The following is a 14,506-nucleotide window of genomic DNA, read 5'->3' on the forward strand; positions in this document are numbered from 1 at the left end:
GACGGTCTCCTATGGTGTTGTTGTAGTGGCCCGCACGGCGTCGGACAGCGAGCGGATGTTCATGGCGGCGCGCAGCGCGCCTTCATTGGCGGTGGCGGTCAAGCGCAACCGGACGCGCTCGCCCGGCAGCAGCGTCAGGGCGTTGTCGGACAGCTCGGCGTCCAGCGCGCCGAAATCGATCCAGACGGCGCGCGCGAGCCGGGCGGCCTCGATCTCGACCACGTAGCCATCGCCGTCGCGGCGCAACTCAGCGTGCAGTTGAGCGCGCAGGCCGGCGTCAACCCAGGCGATGTCCTTGGCCGGCGCGAAATACACGACCCCGCGCGAGGGAGCTTCACCCGCGGCGCGCAGCTCGAACACGGCGACGGTGGACGCCGGATCGGCGCCGCCGAGCAGGTCGGCGTCTGGGTAGCCGGCCGCATCGAACGCCGACAGCGGCGCGATCTCGACCGCCTTGCGCTCGTCGCGCAGCACCCGGCCGCCAAGCGTCATCACGCGCGTGCGCAGCTCGCCGCGCGCGGGATGCGTGCGGTCGTTGAGCAGGCTGACCCGGGTCATGCCCGTGCGGTCGCGCAGCGCCGCCAGCGCGACCGGCGCGAAGAAGCGCCGGGCGTGGAACTGCAGCGCCTTGGGCCGGCCGAACCAGTCGATGCCCGACCATGAGGCCCCCGGCCACACGTCGTTGAGCTGCCAGTAGAGCGAGCCCATGGTGGTCGGACGGCTGCGCCGGTGGTGCAGCGCGGCCAGTTCGATGCCCTCGGCCTGCATCGCCTGGCTCAGGTAGGCGAAGCCCGAAAAATCGGCCGGCTCGCCGAACTCCTCGCGCACGTATTTCAGCAGGCGCTCGTTGCCCCGGCCGGCCATGAATTTCTGGTGCGCCTCGATCACCGGATGGTCGATGCGCTGCTGCGCGCGGTGGGCGAAGGCGTCGATGGTGCGCTGGACCGGCCAGGCCTGCAGGCCATACTCGGACATGAAGCGCGGCGTGACGTCCAGGTAGGCCGACACGGGATGGGCCGGATTGCCCCACACTTCCCAGTAGTGCATGTCGCCGGCGGCCGGCGTGTTGGCCACTTCCTGCAGGTCGTTGCCGGGAGAGCTGGACCAGTAGCCGATGCCGCCGCCTTCTTGCGCCACCACCTTGCGCAGGTCGACGCCGAACAGCTGCACATAGCCTTTCCATACCCGGTCGGCGAAGGCCGGGTCGGCCTGTTCCAGGGTCTTGCGGTGGCCCCAGTACTTCCACGCGATCTCTTCCTCGTTGTTGCCGCACCAGAGCACGACGCTGGGGCGGTTGCGCAGGCGCCGCACCTGGTCGCGCGCCTCGTGCACCACGCTGGCGCGGAAAGCCTCGTCGTAGGCCGGCTGCATGCCGCCGCCGAACATGAAGTCCTGCCACACCATCAGCCCCAGCTCGTCGGCCAGGTCGTAGTAATCCTCGCCCTCGTAATAGCCGCCGCCCCAGCTGCGCAGCATGTTCATATTGGCGTTCTTCGCCGCTTCCAGCACGCGCCGCAGCTGCGCGCGGCTCACGCGCGGCTGGAACATGTCGAAGGGGATGGTGTTGGCGCCCTTGGCGAACACCGGGATGCCGTTGACGACGAAGTAGAAGCTGCTGCCGCGATCGTCCGGGTCGCGCCGCAGTTCGACGCTGCGCAGGCCCGTGCGCGCGGTATGCGTGGCCAGCGGCGCCTTGCCGCCGCCGACCTCGCGCACCTCCAGTTCGTAACGGTACAGCGGCTGGGCGCCATACCCGTTGGGGAACCAGCGCTGCGGGTAGTCGACCCGCACCGGCAGCGCGATCCGGTTGGCGCCGGCGTCCAGCGCGACGCGCCTGGACGCCGCCAGCGTGCGCTTGCCGTCGGGCGCCGTCTGCCACAGACGCAGTTCGGCGCGCCCCGTGTGCACGACGTCGAGCGAAGCGATGGCGGTGACCTCGGCGCGCGCGGCATCGACCCGGTCCTGGCGCAGCTGCAGGTCGTCGATGCGCACCGCATCCCAGCTGTGCAGCGTTACCGGCTTCGTGATCCCGGCGCCGACGTAGCGCGGGCCCCAGTCCCAGCCATAGTGATAGCCGGGTTTACGCACGAAGTTGCCGGTCATGGCGTCCTTCGGCTCGTCGCCGTACGGAGACGGGTAGTTGCCGGCGATCTTGTGCGGCATCGCGGCCACCTGCGGCAGCATCTTCGCGATCGGCGAGCGCAGCACGACGCGCAGGATGTTGCCCTCGGCGCGCAGCCGCCCTTCGACCGGCACGCGCCAGGTGCGGAAGGCATTGTCGGCCTCGAACAGCTTGACGCCGTTGAGCCAGACCTCGGCGAAGGTGTCGAGGCCCTCGAACACCAGGTCGCTGCGCGCGGCGCGCAAGGTGGCGGCCGGGACGTCGAAGCTGGTGCGGTATTCCCAGTCGGCCAGGCCGATCCATTGCAGGCCGGCTTCGGGCGCGCCGACGTAAGGGTCCGGAATCACGCCGTGCGCGAGCAGGTCGGTATGCACCGTGCCCGGCACGGTCGCGGCGCGCGACGGCAGCGCTTCGACATGGGTGTTGCCCTGGGCGTGGCCGGGCAGCAGACGGAAGGTCCAGCCCTGGTCGAGCGCTAGCCGGGAGGCGGCGGCTGGCGCGGCCGCCATGGCGGCCGCCAGGGCGACGATCAATGCCGACACAAGGCGCGCGCACCATCGCCCCGGCCAGGGCGCGGCTGCGCGGGCCCGTTCGTGCATGTTCATGGCGTGCATGGCTTGCATGGCTTGTCCAGAATGAGAAAATCCTCCCCGGCCGTGGCGGCGCGGGGAGGATGGAACGGGGATCAGAACTTGTAGTTCAGGCCCATGTACGCGACCCGGCCCGCGTAGCTGTTGGAGTAGAAGCGCTGCTTGGTGCCGTTGCCCAGGTGCGAGCGCGACTCTTCCTCGGTCAGGTTCAGGACCGACGCCGTCAGGCTCAGTTGCGGCGTGAAGTTGTAGGCGGCGTTCAGGTCGACCTGGCTGTAAGGTTCCTCGTACACGTTCAAGCCGTTCATCAGGCCGTTGACCACTTCGCCGCGGCGGTTGTACGAGGCGCGCAGCATCAGCCTGTCGTTCGAGTAGAACACCGTCAGGTTTGCCTGGTTCCTGGCGCTGCCGACCAGCGGCGAGGTGCCGATCTCGGTGCCGTTCGCCAGCGTGATCGCGGCCTGGTTGGTCTTGTTGTACGTGTAGTTGGCCTGGATGCCGAAGCCGTTGTCGAAGGTGTGCTGGCCATACAGCTCGATGCCCTTCGACACCGCGTCGCGCCCGCCGGCGCTGGTCGCGTAGTTCTGGACCGCGATCGCGTCGCCGCCGATGTTCAGGGTCACGTCGCGCACCACCGGCACCGCGAAGTTCTGCACGTTCTTGCGGAACAGGCCCATGCCGAGCACCGAGCCGCGCTGGAAGTACCACTCCAGTCCCACGTCGTACTGGGTCGCCTGGTAGGGCTCCAGGTCCTTGTTGCTGCCCGAGCCATACCAGCCCTGGCGGTCGCCGCCGCCGATCAGGCGGCGGTCTTCGACGTATTCCTGGCTGTAGTAGTTCAGGGCGCCCGGCGCGCCGATGTCGTTGTAGCTCGGACGCGCCACCACTTTCGAGGCCGCCGCGCGCAGCAGCAGCGTGTCGGTCAGGTCGTACGCGATGTTCAGGCTCGGCAGCACGTCGGTGTAGTTGCGGTCGAGCGAGCTGACCACATAGGTCGAGACATGGCCGGTGGCCGGATTGGTCTGGCTGTCCGGCACCACGGTAAAGCCGCTGGTGCAGCCCGAGCCCGCGGGCGCGCCGGCCGCCGGCAGGCCGCCGGCCTGGCAAGGCGCCGGGGTGCCGTCGGGACCGTCGAAGAAGTAGTCGTTGAAGTAGTCGACCTTGTCGGTCGAATCGGCATGCTGCTTCGTGCGGACCACGCGCACGCCGAAGTTGCCGCGCAGGCGGTCGGTCTTGATGTTGGCCTGCAGGTACATCGAGGTGATCTTCTCGTCCACGTTGTAGATGAAGTTGTCCTCGTTGCGGGTCTGCATGGCGCCGTAGGTCTGGTTCAGGTACGAGATGTAGGCCGGGTAGTCGATGCCGGGGAAGGCGCTGGCCTTCAGGCCGTTCGTCAGGTTGCCCAGCGATGCGTTGTACAGGAACTCGGGACGGAACTTGTTGGCGTTGGCGTCGCAGCCGTTCTGGTAGCGGCTGTCGTAGTCGCCCGGGTCGGCGCCCTGGCACACCCAGTAGTTGTTGCCGGTGCTGCGGCTGGTGCCGCCGTCGCGGTACTTGGCGCCAAACTGGATCGAATCGAGCCAGTTGCTGTCGGCATGCCAGGTCAGGTCGGTCTGGGCGTAATTCTGCTCGGTGCTGTTGCGGGTCCACGAGGACGAGGTCGAGCCCAGGTCGATCTCGCCGATGCCGTTACGCAGGTTCTGCATCAGTTCCGGCGCGAAGGTCATGGTCGGCGTTCCCGACACGTCCCACGACGTCGCGGTGTTGCCGAGGGTCCAGCTGCCGTCGGCGTTCTGCACGCGCGGCTTGATCGGCATGCCGAACTGCAGCGCGGGACCGCCCTTGGCCCAGGTGCGGCCGGCCTTGAAGCTGGCGTCGATCGAATCGCCCTTCCATTCGACTTCGAAGTCGGCGGTCTGCGACAGCGCCTTCTCGCGGCTGTAGCTGCCGGTGATCTGCGGGGTCGGGATGGTGCAGTCGTCCGGACCGAAGCCGCCGGTATTGGTCAGGCCGCCCGCGCCGGCCTGGGCGCTGTTGCAGTAATAGGCCTTGCCGGGGTGAACGCTGTACTGGGCGCCGGTGACCACGGTGCCGCTCGGGTCGAAGCTCAAGCCGTCGAGCAGGCGTCCGCCCGGCCAGTTGCCGTCGCCGTCGTAGCGCGCGATATTCCATTCCGGGACCTTCAGCTGGTTCAGCTGGCTGTTCTGCTGCAGGTCGAAGCGGAAGTAATTCGCCGTCATGTTCAGGTTGCGCAGCGGCTTGAACTGCAGGGTGATCTGGCCGCCCTTGCGTTCGCGCTCGGTCTCGCGCACGTCCATATTGACCGAGGTCGGCATCGCGAACTTGCTGTAGTACTTGCCCGACTGGTCATAGAAGCCCGACTGGCCCCACCAGAACGAATTCAGGCCCGAGGGGTTGCCGTTGACGTCGACCGGCCGCTGCGTCCTGTAGTCGTCGGCATACCACTGCCAGTTCTCGGTGCTGGCGCCCATGGTGCGCGTGGTGCGTTTCTGCTGGGTGAAGCCGACCAGGACGCCGATGCGGTTGCTCTCGTCGTGCCAGGCGTACTGGCCCGAATACTGCGGGTCGGTCTTCTTGGTGGTGTCGGCCCAGGTGCCTTCGACGTTGACGAAGCCGGAACCGGACTCGACGTCCAGCGGACGGCGGGTGCGCAGGATCACGGTGCCGCCGATGCCGCCCTCGTCGAAGCGCGCCTCGGACGTCTTGTACAGCTCCGCGCTGGCCAGCATGTTCGACGGCATCAGCATGTAGTTGAACGAGCGGCTCGGATCGCCGTTCGATTCGGCGGTGGCGACGTAGTTGCCGTTCAGCTGGGTCAGGGTGAGATCGGACGACAGGCCGCGCACGCTGACGTTCTTGCCTTCGCCGCCGCTGCGGGTGACGACCACGCCCGGCACGCGCTGCAGCGCGTCGGCCACGTTCTTGTCGGGGAATTTGCCGACGTCTTCGGCGGTGACCACCTCGACGATCGAGTTGGCCTCGCGCTTCTGGTCGAGGCTTTTCTCGATCGCATAGCGGTAGCCGGTCACCATGACCGTCGCTGCCGGGCTGGCGGCGTTCTGCTGGGCCGGGGTCGGCAGCGCAGATCCGGCCGGCGACTGCACGGCGGGCTGGACCGGCTGGTCGGCCGGCGGCGCGGACGCGGCGCCGGTCTGCGCATAGGCGTTGGAAAGCGACAGCAGCGCGACGCCGACCGCCATGGCGATGGGCGTGACGCGGCAGCTCGGCTGCCGGGAAGCGGCTTGGGTTCTTGAAGTCATCGTGCGTCTCCTGATCGTGCCCTGTAGCGGGCTTTCTTTTAGGCGGAACCTGTCGGGGCTCCATGAAGCGACTTGCCCTGCTCTCCCCGGATGCGACACGCTGGAATGATAGCGTTCACAGGGATTTACTAAACGGCAGTGATGCCGCGCGCATAGCAGGGGTCTTCGTGTAACAACAAGCGAATTTATACAAAGGAAAGAACTTACACTCAACATTCTTTCGCGGAAGCGGCGAAGTTTAGCGAAGTTTAGTAAACGCCGATAAACCGTGCGCACCCCCGGTCCATGGCAACGAGTGCGATATCATCGCGGCAACTTAACCAGAGACAAGAGTGCCTCCGCTGTGTTTTTCCCCTATGTTTACGTTGCCTACCTGTACCTCGTCCTGCGCCTGATCGTTCCCCTTCCCCTGCACCGCGCCACCCGGATCGGCCTGGGACTGGCCCTGCTGCTGGTGTGCCAGCACCACATGATCCAGCGCTGGGTCTACGGCACGATGTTTTCGCCCGAGATCCCGCGCATCTTCATCATCCTGCTGGGCTGGTTGTACTGCGGCTTTTTACTGGTTCTTCTGCTGCAGCTGCTGGCCGACCTGGCCCTGCTGGCCGCGTGGGCGCTGCGCCGCGGGCGCGCCATCGATGCGCGCGTGACCATGCGCCTGCGCTACGCCGTGGTCGCCGCCGGCGCGCTGCTGTCGGCCGTCGGCGTGGGCCAGGCGATCCAGGCGCCCGAGGTGCGCCGGGTCGAGCTGGCGATCCGCGACCTGCCGCCGGCCCTGACTGGCTTCCGGATGGTGCAACTGACCGACCTGCACATCAGCCGCCTGATGCACGGTGACTGGGTGCGCGAGGTGGTCGAGCGCAGCAATGCGCTGCGGCCCGACCTGGTCGTCATCACCGGCGACCTGATCGACGGCTCGCCGCAGGCGCGCGCGGGCGACGTGCGGCCGCTGGCCGGCCTCGTGGCCCGCCACGGCGTCATCGCGAGCCTGGGCAACCACGAATACTATTTCGGCGCCGAGCGCTGGACGGGCGCCTTCGAAGCGCTCGGGATGCGCGTGCTGGCCAACCGCCACATCACGATCGACCACGCGGGCGGGCGCCTGACCATCGCCGGCGTCACCGACCGGGTGGCGCCGCGCTTCGGCATGGAAGGACCAAGCACGCGCCGCGCGCTCGAAGGCGCGGCGCCGGATGTCCCGGTCGTGCTGCTCAGCCACCAGCCGATCGGCATCGCCGCCAATGCCGGAACGGGGATCGACGTCCAGCTGTCGGGCCATACCCATGGCGGCATGATCCGGGGCGTCGACCAGGTCGTGAAGCGCGCCAACGGCGGCTACGTCTCGGGCAGTTACCGCATCGGGGGCATGCAGCTGTACGTCAGCAACGGTACCGGCCTGTGGAACGGCTTCCCGATCCGGCTCGGCGTGCCGGCCGAGATCACCGAATTCATCCTCAGGCCGGCAAGCTGAGTGAGTGCCTGGATCAGCGCGGCCGCTTTTCCAGCGCCGGCACCGGCGGCAGCGACGCCCGGTGCCGCTCGATGTCGCTGAGCAGCAGGCGCGCCTGGGTGCCCCAGCCGCCGACGAAGACATCGTCCTTGCCGTCGCCATCGAGGTCGCCCTTGCCCATGCTCCAGCTGCGGCCGACGGTGACGCCGGGGATCACGGACAGCGTCGCGTCCTTGAAGTGTCCCTTGCCGTCGTTCTGCCAGGCGCGCAGCTGCAGCGGCACGAAACCCGGCACCTGGATCGCGCCGACCAGCAGGTCGGGCGCGCCGTCGTGGTTGAAATCGACCACCGCGCCGGCCCAGCTCGAAAAGGTGTGCGCCGGCAGGCGCGCCGCGGTCTCGTCGCGGTAACGGCCCTTGCCGTCGTTGACCAGCAGGCGGGTCTGCGGATCCTTTTCCCAGCCGGCATTGTTGCTGGTGATGTTGAAGAAGACGATATCGGGCCTGCCGTCGCCGTTCGCGTCCAGCACGTGCACTTCGCGCGTCTGCATCGGCGTCTTCAGCTCGAGCCGGTGCGACTCGTCCCTGAATCGGCCCTTGCCGTCGTTGATCAGGAGCCGGTTCGGCTGGCTGGGGCTGGCCAGTACCAGGTCGAGGTCGGCGTCGCCGTCCATGTCGGCCAGCACCGCGCCCTCGGTCTGGTCGTTCGCCTGCGGCAGGTGGGTGGCGGAGGCGTCGATGAAGTAACCGGGACGCGTCGCGTCGCCCAGGAACAGCAGGTTCTTCGCCGGCGCCTCCTTGCCGCCGCCCGCCTCGCCGGTGCTGCCGATGAAGATGTCGGGCAGGCCGTCGCCATCGACGTCGCCGACCGCGAGGCCATTGCCCTGGCTGTGGGCCGGCAGGCGCGCGCTGGCGTCGATGAAGCCGCCCTTGCCGTCGCCCAGGTAAAGCTGGTGATATTCGTCGGCCTCGGCCACGAACACCACGTCCATATGGCCGTCGCGGTTGACATCGGCGGCGCGCACGTGTTCGCTGTCGTGCATGCGGGCGCCGAAGGCATCCGGCACGTAGGTCAGCCTGCCGCCGCCGTCGTTGCGGTACAGGCGGTTGACGCCGTGCTCCACCGAGACCACGACATCCAGGTCGGCGTCGTGGTCGACATCGATGAACACCGAGTCGGTCGCGTGCAGGGCCGGTGCGACCGGCACCTTGGGCAGGGTCGCATCGATCCAGCCGGATCCCGGCGCCTCGGGGATCAGCGCAAAGGCGTCATACGCAGGATCGCGCACGGGCGCCGTGGCGGCCTGGCTTGGGGTCCGGGCGTGCAGAGCGGCGCCCCCGATCTTCGTGGCGGCCAGCGCCATGGCGGTGGCGAGACGGATCCAACGGGCAATGCGCGGCCTGGCGCAGGGTTCTGGCGTCATCGATGCTCCTCCTGTCGCTGCGAACGGGCAGCATAGCAGACCTGGCAATGGCGCCCTCGACGAGCCGGCCGGGGCCGGCAAGACGGGCGCCGGCCGGCCGCTTCAGAAGAACGGCCAGGCGACGCGCCCCCTGATGTGCAGGACGATGCGCAGCGCCGGGTAGCCGAGCGCGAAGCCGAACGCCGGCAGGCAGCATGGCTGGCCCATGAAGGCCAGCCAGACCCCCGCGACCATGCTGGCGGCCACCAGCACCATCAGCCACAGCTCGATGCTGAGCAGGAATCCGGACGCCGCGCGCCACACTTGCCGCAGCCCGGTGGCGACTTCCCTGACGAACTTCATGTCATCGATCATGGCAGTGTCACCTCCTGGACGGGACCGGCGCGCGGCGCCCGCGCCGCTACCCGCATGGTAGTCGCGCCACTGGCATGAAACATTGCCATATGCCAATAAATGCCCGGGAGCTTCAATCTTGCGCCGCTGTCCAGCCGGGATTGTTATCATACTTTCATCAGAATACCCATCCTGCCCCGCAACCCGGCAGGCCTATTGCGCCATAGAAGAAACCGACATGACCCATAGTCCGCAACGCGTTGTCACAGGAATCCCGGAACTCGATGCAGTGCTGCACGGAGGCCTGCTGCGTAACCGCATTCACCTGATCGAAGGCCGGCCCGGCACCGGCAAGACCACGCTCGGCCTGCGCTACCTGATCGAGGGCGTGGCCGGCGGCGACGCCGGCCTGTATCTGAGCCTGTCCGAAGCGGAAGAAGAACTGCGCGCCACCGCGGCCAACCACGGCTGGACCCTGGAAGGGGTGGAGATCGTCGAGATAATCCCGGTGCCGGCGCAGCCGGCGCCGCAGAGCATCCTGCTGCCCACCGACAGCGAGCTGGCCGAGCTGGTCAACCGCATCGCCGAACGCGTCGAGCAGACGCGCGCGGCGCGCGTGGTGATCGATTCGATGGTCGAGATCCGCCTGCTGGCGCGCGACAGCGCCCACTACCGGCGCCAGATCATCGCGCTGCGCGAACGCCTCAGCCGCATCGGCGCGACCGTGCTGCTGCTCGACGACATCACCTCGGACGGCCGCGAATACGAGCTGCAAAGCGCCGTGCACGGCGTGATCTCGCTGGAGTACATGGAACCCCATTTCGGCGCCGCCCGGCGCCGCCTGCACGTCCTCAAGATGCGCGGCGGCAGCTTCCAGACCGGCTGGCACGACTACAAGATCCTTCCCGGCGAGATCCTGGTCTTTCCCAGCCTGATCGCGCAGGAGCATCACCGCCCGCCGCAACGCAACGACATCGTGAGCGACAACGCGGCCCTCGACGAACTGGTCGGAGGCCCGCTGGTCGCCGGCAGCTCGACGATGGTGCTCGGGCCCTCCGGCGTGGGCAAGACGACGCTGGCGCTCCAGTATGCGCGCTCGGCGGTCAAGGCGGGCCTGCAGGTGGCGTACTTCAATTTCGACGAATCCGAGTCGACGCTGCGTTCGCGCCTGGTCGCGGACATGGGCGAAGGGCCGGTGCGCGACCTCGACATCGGCGACGCCGGCGCCGGCGACGCGGCGGACCCGGGCGACAACCGCCGCTTCTTCCTGCGCCGCGTCAATCCGTCGCGCATCTCGCCCGGCGAATTCATCTGGGGCGTGCGGCGCCTGGTCGAAGACCACGGCGTCAAGCTGGTGATCATCGACAGCATCAACTCCTACCTCGACGTGATCCGGCAAGAAAAGTCGCTGCTGCCGCAGATGAACGAGCTGTTCTCTTACCTGAGCAACATGAGCGTGTCCTCGATCATCGTCGGCGCCCATTCGCAGACGCTGGACACCTCGAAGGAGCCGGATGCGGTCAGCATCATCACCGATAACATCATTTCGCTGCGCTACTACGAGCGCGACCACGTGGTGTGCAAGGCGCTGTGCGTGCTCAAGAAGCGCCAGGGACCGCACGTGCACGAGATCCGCGAACTCGAGCTGACCGCCGACGGCATCCGCATCGGCGCCCGGGTGCAGCGCCAGGACGACGATCGCGGGGTGGCGGCCCTTGGCGCCTGACGCGACACAGGCGGTGGTGGTGTTCGCCCCGCTGGCGGGCGACGCCGCCGCCCTGCGCGCGATCGTCGAGCACGAGGGCGTGGCGGCCACGGTCTCCGCCGGCGTCCCTGAATTCTACGCCGCGCTGGGCGACGGCGCGCTCGCGATCGTCATCACCGAAGAAGGCCTGGCGCGCTGCGCGCTGCACGACCTGGCCGACCGGCTGCGGCGCCAGCCGGTGTGGTCCGACCTGCCGCTCCTGGTACTGGCCGACGCCGACAGCCGCGACGTCGACGACGGCCGCTTCCGGCGCCTCGGCGAACTCGGCAACGTCACCCTGCTCATCCGCCCCACCGCCCGCCTCGCGCTGGCGATGGCCTTGCGCGCGGCGCTGCGCACGCGGCGCCTGCAGTTCGCCGTGCGCGACCAGCTGGCGCAGCTGGCCGGCCATGCCGGCGAACTGGAGGCGACGGTGGCGCGGCGCACCGCCTCGCTGGAGCACGAGGTGCTCGAGCGGCGCCGGGTCGAACAGGCGTTGGCCGAGGCGCGCCGGCTGGAATCGATCGGCAAGCTCACGGGCGGCATCGCCCATGATTTCAACAACATCCTGCAGGTGGTGGCCGGCAGCGAAACCCTGCTGCGCATGCTGCTGGCGGACAGCCCTGACGTGCGCGTGGCGCGCGCGCTGGACGGCATCCGGCGCGCCGCCGGCCACGGCGCTTCGCTGACCCAGCAACTGCTGGCCTATGCCCGGCGCCAGCCGCTGGCCAGCGTCGCGGTCGACCTGCGCGCGCAGCTGCGCGCGACCTCGGACATGATCCTGCGCACGCTGGGCCCAGGCATCGAGCTGCGCAGCGAGGTCGCACCCGACCTGTGGCAGGTCGTGGTCGATCCGGCCCAGCTCGACGCCGCGGTGCTGAACGTCGCCGGCAACGCGAGCGACGCCATGCCGGACGGCGGCGTGCTGGCGCTGGAGGCGCGCAACTGGACCTTGCCCGACCCCGCGCTGCCCGAAGGCGGTCGCCTGGCCGGCGACTTCGTCGGCCTGTTCGTCGGCGACGAGGGCCAGGGCATGAGCGAGGAGACCGCGCGCCAGGCCTTCGAGCCGTTCTTCACCACCAAGCCGATGGGCAAGGGCACCGGGCTGGGGCTGTCGCAGGTGTACGGCTTCGCCATCCAGAGCCATGGCCTGGCCTTCATCCGGCGCGATCCGGTCGGCACCACGATCGGCATCCTGCTGCCGCGCAGCGAGGAGCGGGCCACGGCCGCCGACAGCGACCCGTCCGCCCTGCGCGCCGACGGCCTGAAGGGCCTGCGCGTACTGTACGTCGAGGACGACCCCGACGTGGCCGACGCGACCGGCGCGCTGCTGCAGTCGCTGGGCGTCCAGGTGCGCCTGGCCGCCAGCGCCGATGCGGCGCTGGCCAGCGACCTGGCGCAGGTCGACCTGGTGTTCTCGGACGTGATGATGCCGGGAGAGATGGACGGCATCGACCTGGCGCGCTGGCTGACCGAGCACCATCCGGCGCTGCCGGTGGTGCTCACCAGCGGCTACATGCTGTCGCCCGAACGGCTGCAGGACCTGCGCGTGCAGTTCGTGCGCAAACCCGCGTCGCTCGGCGCCATCCACGACGCCTTCGTCAGCGCGCTGCGCAAGCGCGAATCTGGCGGCGGCGCACGCCAGCCGCGCTGACGCGGCGGCTGGCGGCCTGGCGCGAAGCGGGCGCCACGGCCGGATACTTCCCGGTCAAAATGGATCCCGGGCCATCACCGCAGGATGACCATCTTTCACTTTCAGCACCGGGCCGTGGCGACCGGGCCACCATGGCGCCGCCGACCCGTCAACGACCACCGAACCAGAGGAGAATCCATGCCAGCATATGTCGTCTTTATCCGCGAGAAAACCACCGACCAGGCCGAGATGGACCAGTACGCGCAAATGGCGCCCACGGCCCGCGCCGGCCACGACATCACCCGGCTTGCCTTCTATGGCGAACTCGAGGTGCTGGAGGGCCCGCCCGCCGAAGGCGTCGCCATCCTGCGCTTTCCCGACATGGCGGCGGCGCGGGCATGGTATGACAGCCCGGCCTACCAGGAAGCGCGCCAGCACCGCCAGCTCGGCGCCGACTACCGGGTGCTGCTGGTGGACGGCAGCGACGCCGCGCCGGCCCGATAGCCGGGCCAGCCGCCAGCCGCGCCTTCCGGCGGTTGGCGCTTGTCATGGAAGACGCGCAGTGCGCGTCGCCCGATCCAGGGCAAGTCAGAAATAATAGCCCGCCTGCAGGTTGATCCGGCGCGAAAACCCCTGATGCTCGGACGAAGTCGCGGCCAGGCCGCCGAAATCCGGCGACATATAGGGGTGGTGCTTGCCCATCATCAAGTCCGCATAGAACGACCACTTCCCCGCCGCGAAGCTCATCCCGGTCACGTTCTGCACGGAGTCGCGGTAGGCGCCGCTGCGCTTTTTCAGGACGCTGTAGTCGTTATAGACCTTGAACTGGCTGAACGGGCCGAGCCTGCCGGGGATGTCGTAGCTGACGTTGGCGATATGGATGTCGCCCGCCGTGGCGACCGGGAACGGATAGCCGAAGCCGCCGACCAGGACGAAGCTGTTGGGGTCCAGTCCGCCATAGGTCTGCTCGGGGCCGTGCGCGGTGCGGTAGCGATAGCGCATCGCTTGCAGCATCACGTTGACGCGGCCATAGTTGCCGCGATAGTGGACCGCGCCGGCGTGGCGCCGGGTATCGGTGCCGCGGCCATTGTCGATCTCACCGGTCAGGCCGGAAAAACCGAATTCATGGCGGCCCTCCGGCCCCAGGTTCCATACCACGCGTCCCACCAGGGTGTTGCGCTCGCTGTCGGTCTGGCCGGTGCCGTAGCCCTGCTCGTCGTCATCCTTGACGATATTGTAGGAGTAGCGGTTCGAGGCGCCCGCCGTATTGCCGCCCCCGCCATAGGAACCGCCGTCGCGCGGGAAGAATGCGAGCTGCCATTCGACCGGCCCGGGGCGGCTGATGTATTTCACGCCGAGGTCGTACTTGTCTTCGAAGCCGGCGTAGAAGGCGATCGACTCGTAGAAGTTATTCGAGGCGAACGGCAGGAGGCCGAAGGGATTGCTGTCCAGGCCGACATGCAGCTCGCTCTTGTCGTCAAAGCGCACGCCGCCCCAGCCATGGTGCAGGAAATGCTGCCAGTATCCGCCCTGCCCCTTCGGATAACGATTGTAGCGGTACTGGGCCGAGCCGATCATCCGGCCGTCATCGTAGTTGACGTCCAGGCGCGCCGTATCGAGGCCGAAGAACCCGCTGCGGTAGTCGTCCTGCCAGCTCTTGTGGACGTAATTGAAGCGGATCGCGCCGCCGATCGTCAGCGGCGATGCGGCGCTCGCGCGATCCTCGGCGTTTTCCTGGGCGTTTTCCCCAGCATTCTCATGGCCGTTCTCATGGACGCTCCGCTGGGCGCTCTCCGGGGCGTTCTCCGGGGCGTCTTCCTGAGCAGCGACAGGGCCGGACGCGAGCACCGCAACGCCCGCCAGCGCGGCGCACAAGCCGGTCGCCGTCTTCATTTTCATGCGCGCGGCGAACGCCGCCATTGTCGAATCA

9 protein-coding genes are annotated in these 14,506 nt (G+C 68.3%); 4 read left to right on the plus strand and 5 right to left on the minus strand.

The window, feature by feature from the left end:
- Nucleotides 1–9: 9 nt before the first annotated feature.
- Both ABIB38_RS06510 and ABIB38_RS06515 read right to left on the minus strand, forming a co-directional pair.
- Nucleotides 10–2,745 carry a beta-mannosidase gene (locus ABIB38_RS06510; RefSeq protein WP_429202786.1) on the minus strand — a complete coding sequence of 912 codons (2,736 nt, stop codon included), beginning with the start codon at nt 2,743–2,745 and terminating at the stop codon, nt 10–12.
- Nucleotides 2,746–2,807: 62 nt separating this feature from the next.
- Nucleotides 2,808–5,993 (minus strand): TonB-dependent receptor, encoded by a 3,186-nt coding sequence (locus tag ABIB38_RS06515; protein ID WP_429202787.1) that lies wholly within the window; start codon nt 5,991–5,993, stop codon nt 2,808–2,810.
- A 343-nt stretch (nt 5,994–6,336) separates the two neighbouring features.
- Between ABIB38_RS06515 and ABIB38_RS06520 the strand changes: the two genes are divergently transcribed.
- Complete coding sequence (locus tag ABIB38_RS06520) at nt 6,337–7,464, plus strand: metallophosphoesterase (protein ID WP_429202788.1); 1,128 nt, start codon at nt 6,337–6,339, stop codon at nt 7,462–7,464.
- Between the two features lie 13 nt (nt 7,465–7,477).
- Here ABIB38_RS06520 and ABIB38_RS06525 read toward each other — a convergent pair whose 3' ends face one another.
- Together ABIB38_RS06525 and ABIB38_RS06530 are read right to left on the minus strand one after the other, a co-directional pair.
- Nucleotides 7,478–8,866: an FG-GAP repeat domain-containing protein gene (locus ABIB38_RS06525; RefSeq protein WP_429202790.1), complete on the minus strand. Its 1,389-nt coding sequence runs from the start codon at nt 8,864–8,866 to the stop codon at nt 7,478–7,480.
- A 102-nt stretch (nt 8,867–8,968) separates the two neighbouring features.
- The gene (locus ABIB38_RS06530) at nt 8,969–9,220 is read right to left on the minus strand and encodes a hypothetical protein (RefSeq protein ID WP_429202792.1); all 252 of its coding nucleotides are present in this window, start codon (nt 9,218–9,220) and stop codon (nt 8,969–8,971) included.
- A gap of 217 nt (nt 9,221–9,437) precedes the next feature.
- On the opposite strand from ABIB38_RS06530, the gene ABIB38_RS06535 reads away from it, so the two are divergent.
- The 3 genes from ABIB38_RS06535 to ABIB38_RS06545 all read left to right on the plus strand — a co-directional run bounded on the left by ABIB38_RS06535 (nt 9,438) and on the right by ABIB38_RS06545 (nt 13,080).
- A complete protein-coding gene (locus tag ABIB38_RS06535) occupies nt 9,438–10,925 on the plus strand; it encodes an ATPase domain-containing protein (RefSeq protein ID WP_429202794.1) in 1,488 nt (495 codons plus the stop codon).
- A complete protein-coding gene (locus ABIB38_RS06540) occupies nt 10,915–12,597 on the plus strand; it encodes a response regulator (protein WP_429202795.1) in 1,683 nt (560 codons plus the stop codon). The genes ABIB38_RS06535 and ABIB38_RS06540 overlap by 11 nt, the downstream gene beginning before the upstream one ends.
- A 177-nt stretch (nt 12,598–12,774) precedes the next feature.
- Nucleotides 12,775–13,080, plus strand: a complete 306-nt coding sequence (locus ABIB38_RS06545; protein ID WP_429202797.1) for a DUF1330 domain-containing protein — start codon at nt 12,775–12,777, stop codon at nt 13,078–13,080.
- Between the two features lie 84 nt (nt 13,081–13,164).
- Here ABIB38_RS06545 and ABIB38_RS06550 read toward each other — a convergent pair whose 3' ends face one another.
- Entirely contained in the window at nt 13,165–14,475 is a 1,311-nt protein-coding gene (locus ABIB38_RS06550; RefSeq protein ID WP_429202799.1) for a hypothetical protein, read from the minus strand.
- Nucleotides 14,476–14,506: the final 31 nt, after the last annotated feature.

Origin of the sequence: Massilia sp. UYP11 (genome assembly GCF_050434805.1) — a bacterium.
Lineage (GTDB): Bacteria > Pseudomonadota > Gammaproteobacteria > Burkholderiales > Burkholderiaceae_D > Telluria.

Bases quoted from the DNA above. Each gene is read 5' to 3' on its own strand.
- ABIB38_RS06515 (WP_429202787.1), bottom strand. From the start codon at position 5,993: ATGACTTCAAGAACCCAAGCCGCTTCCCGGCAGCCGAGCTGCCGCGTC.
- ABIB38_RS06535 (WP_429202794.1), top strand. From the start codon at position 9,438: ATGACCCATAGTCCGCAACGCGTTGTCACAGGAATCCCGGAACTCGAT.
- ABIB38_RS06510 (WP_429202786.1), bottom strand. From the start codon at position 2,745: ATGCAAGCCATGCACGCCATGAACATGCACGAACGGGCCCGCGCAGCC.
- ABIB38_RS06530 (WP_429202792.1), bottom strand. From the start codon at position 9,220: ATGATCGATGACATGAAGTTCGTCAGGGAAGTCGCCACCGGGCTGCGG.
- ABIB38_RS06550 (WP_429202799.1), bottom strand. From the start codon at position 14,475: ATGAAAATGAAGACGGCGACCGGCTTGTGCGCCGCGCTGGCGGGCGTT.
- ABIB38_RS06525 (WP_429202790.1), bottom strand. From the start codon at position 8,866: ATGACGCCAGAACCCTGCGCCAGGCCGCGCATTGCCCGTTGGATCCGT.
- ABIB38_RS06545 (WP_429202797.1), top strand. From the start codon at position 12,775: ATGCCAGCATATGTCGTCTTTATCCGCGAGAAAACCACCGACCAGGCC.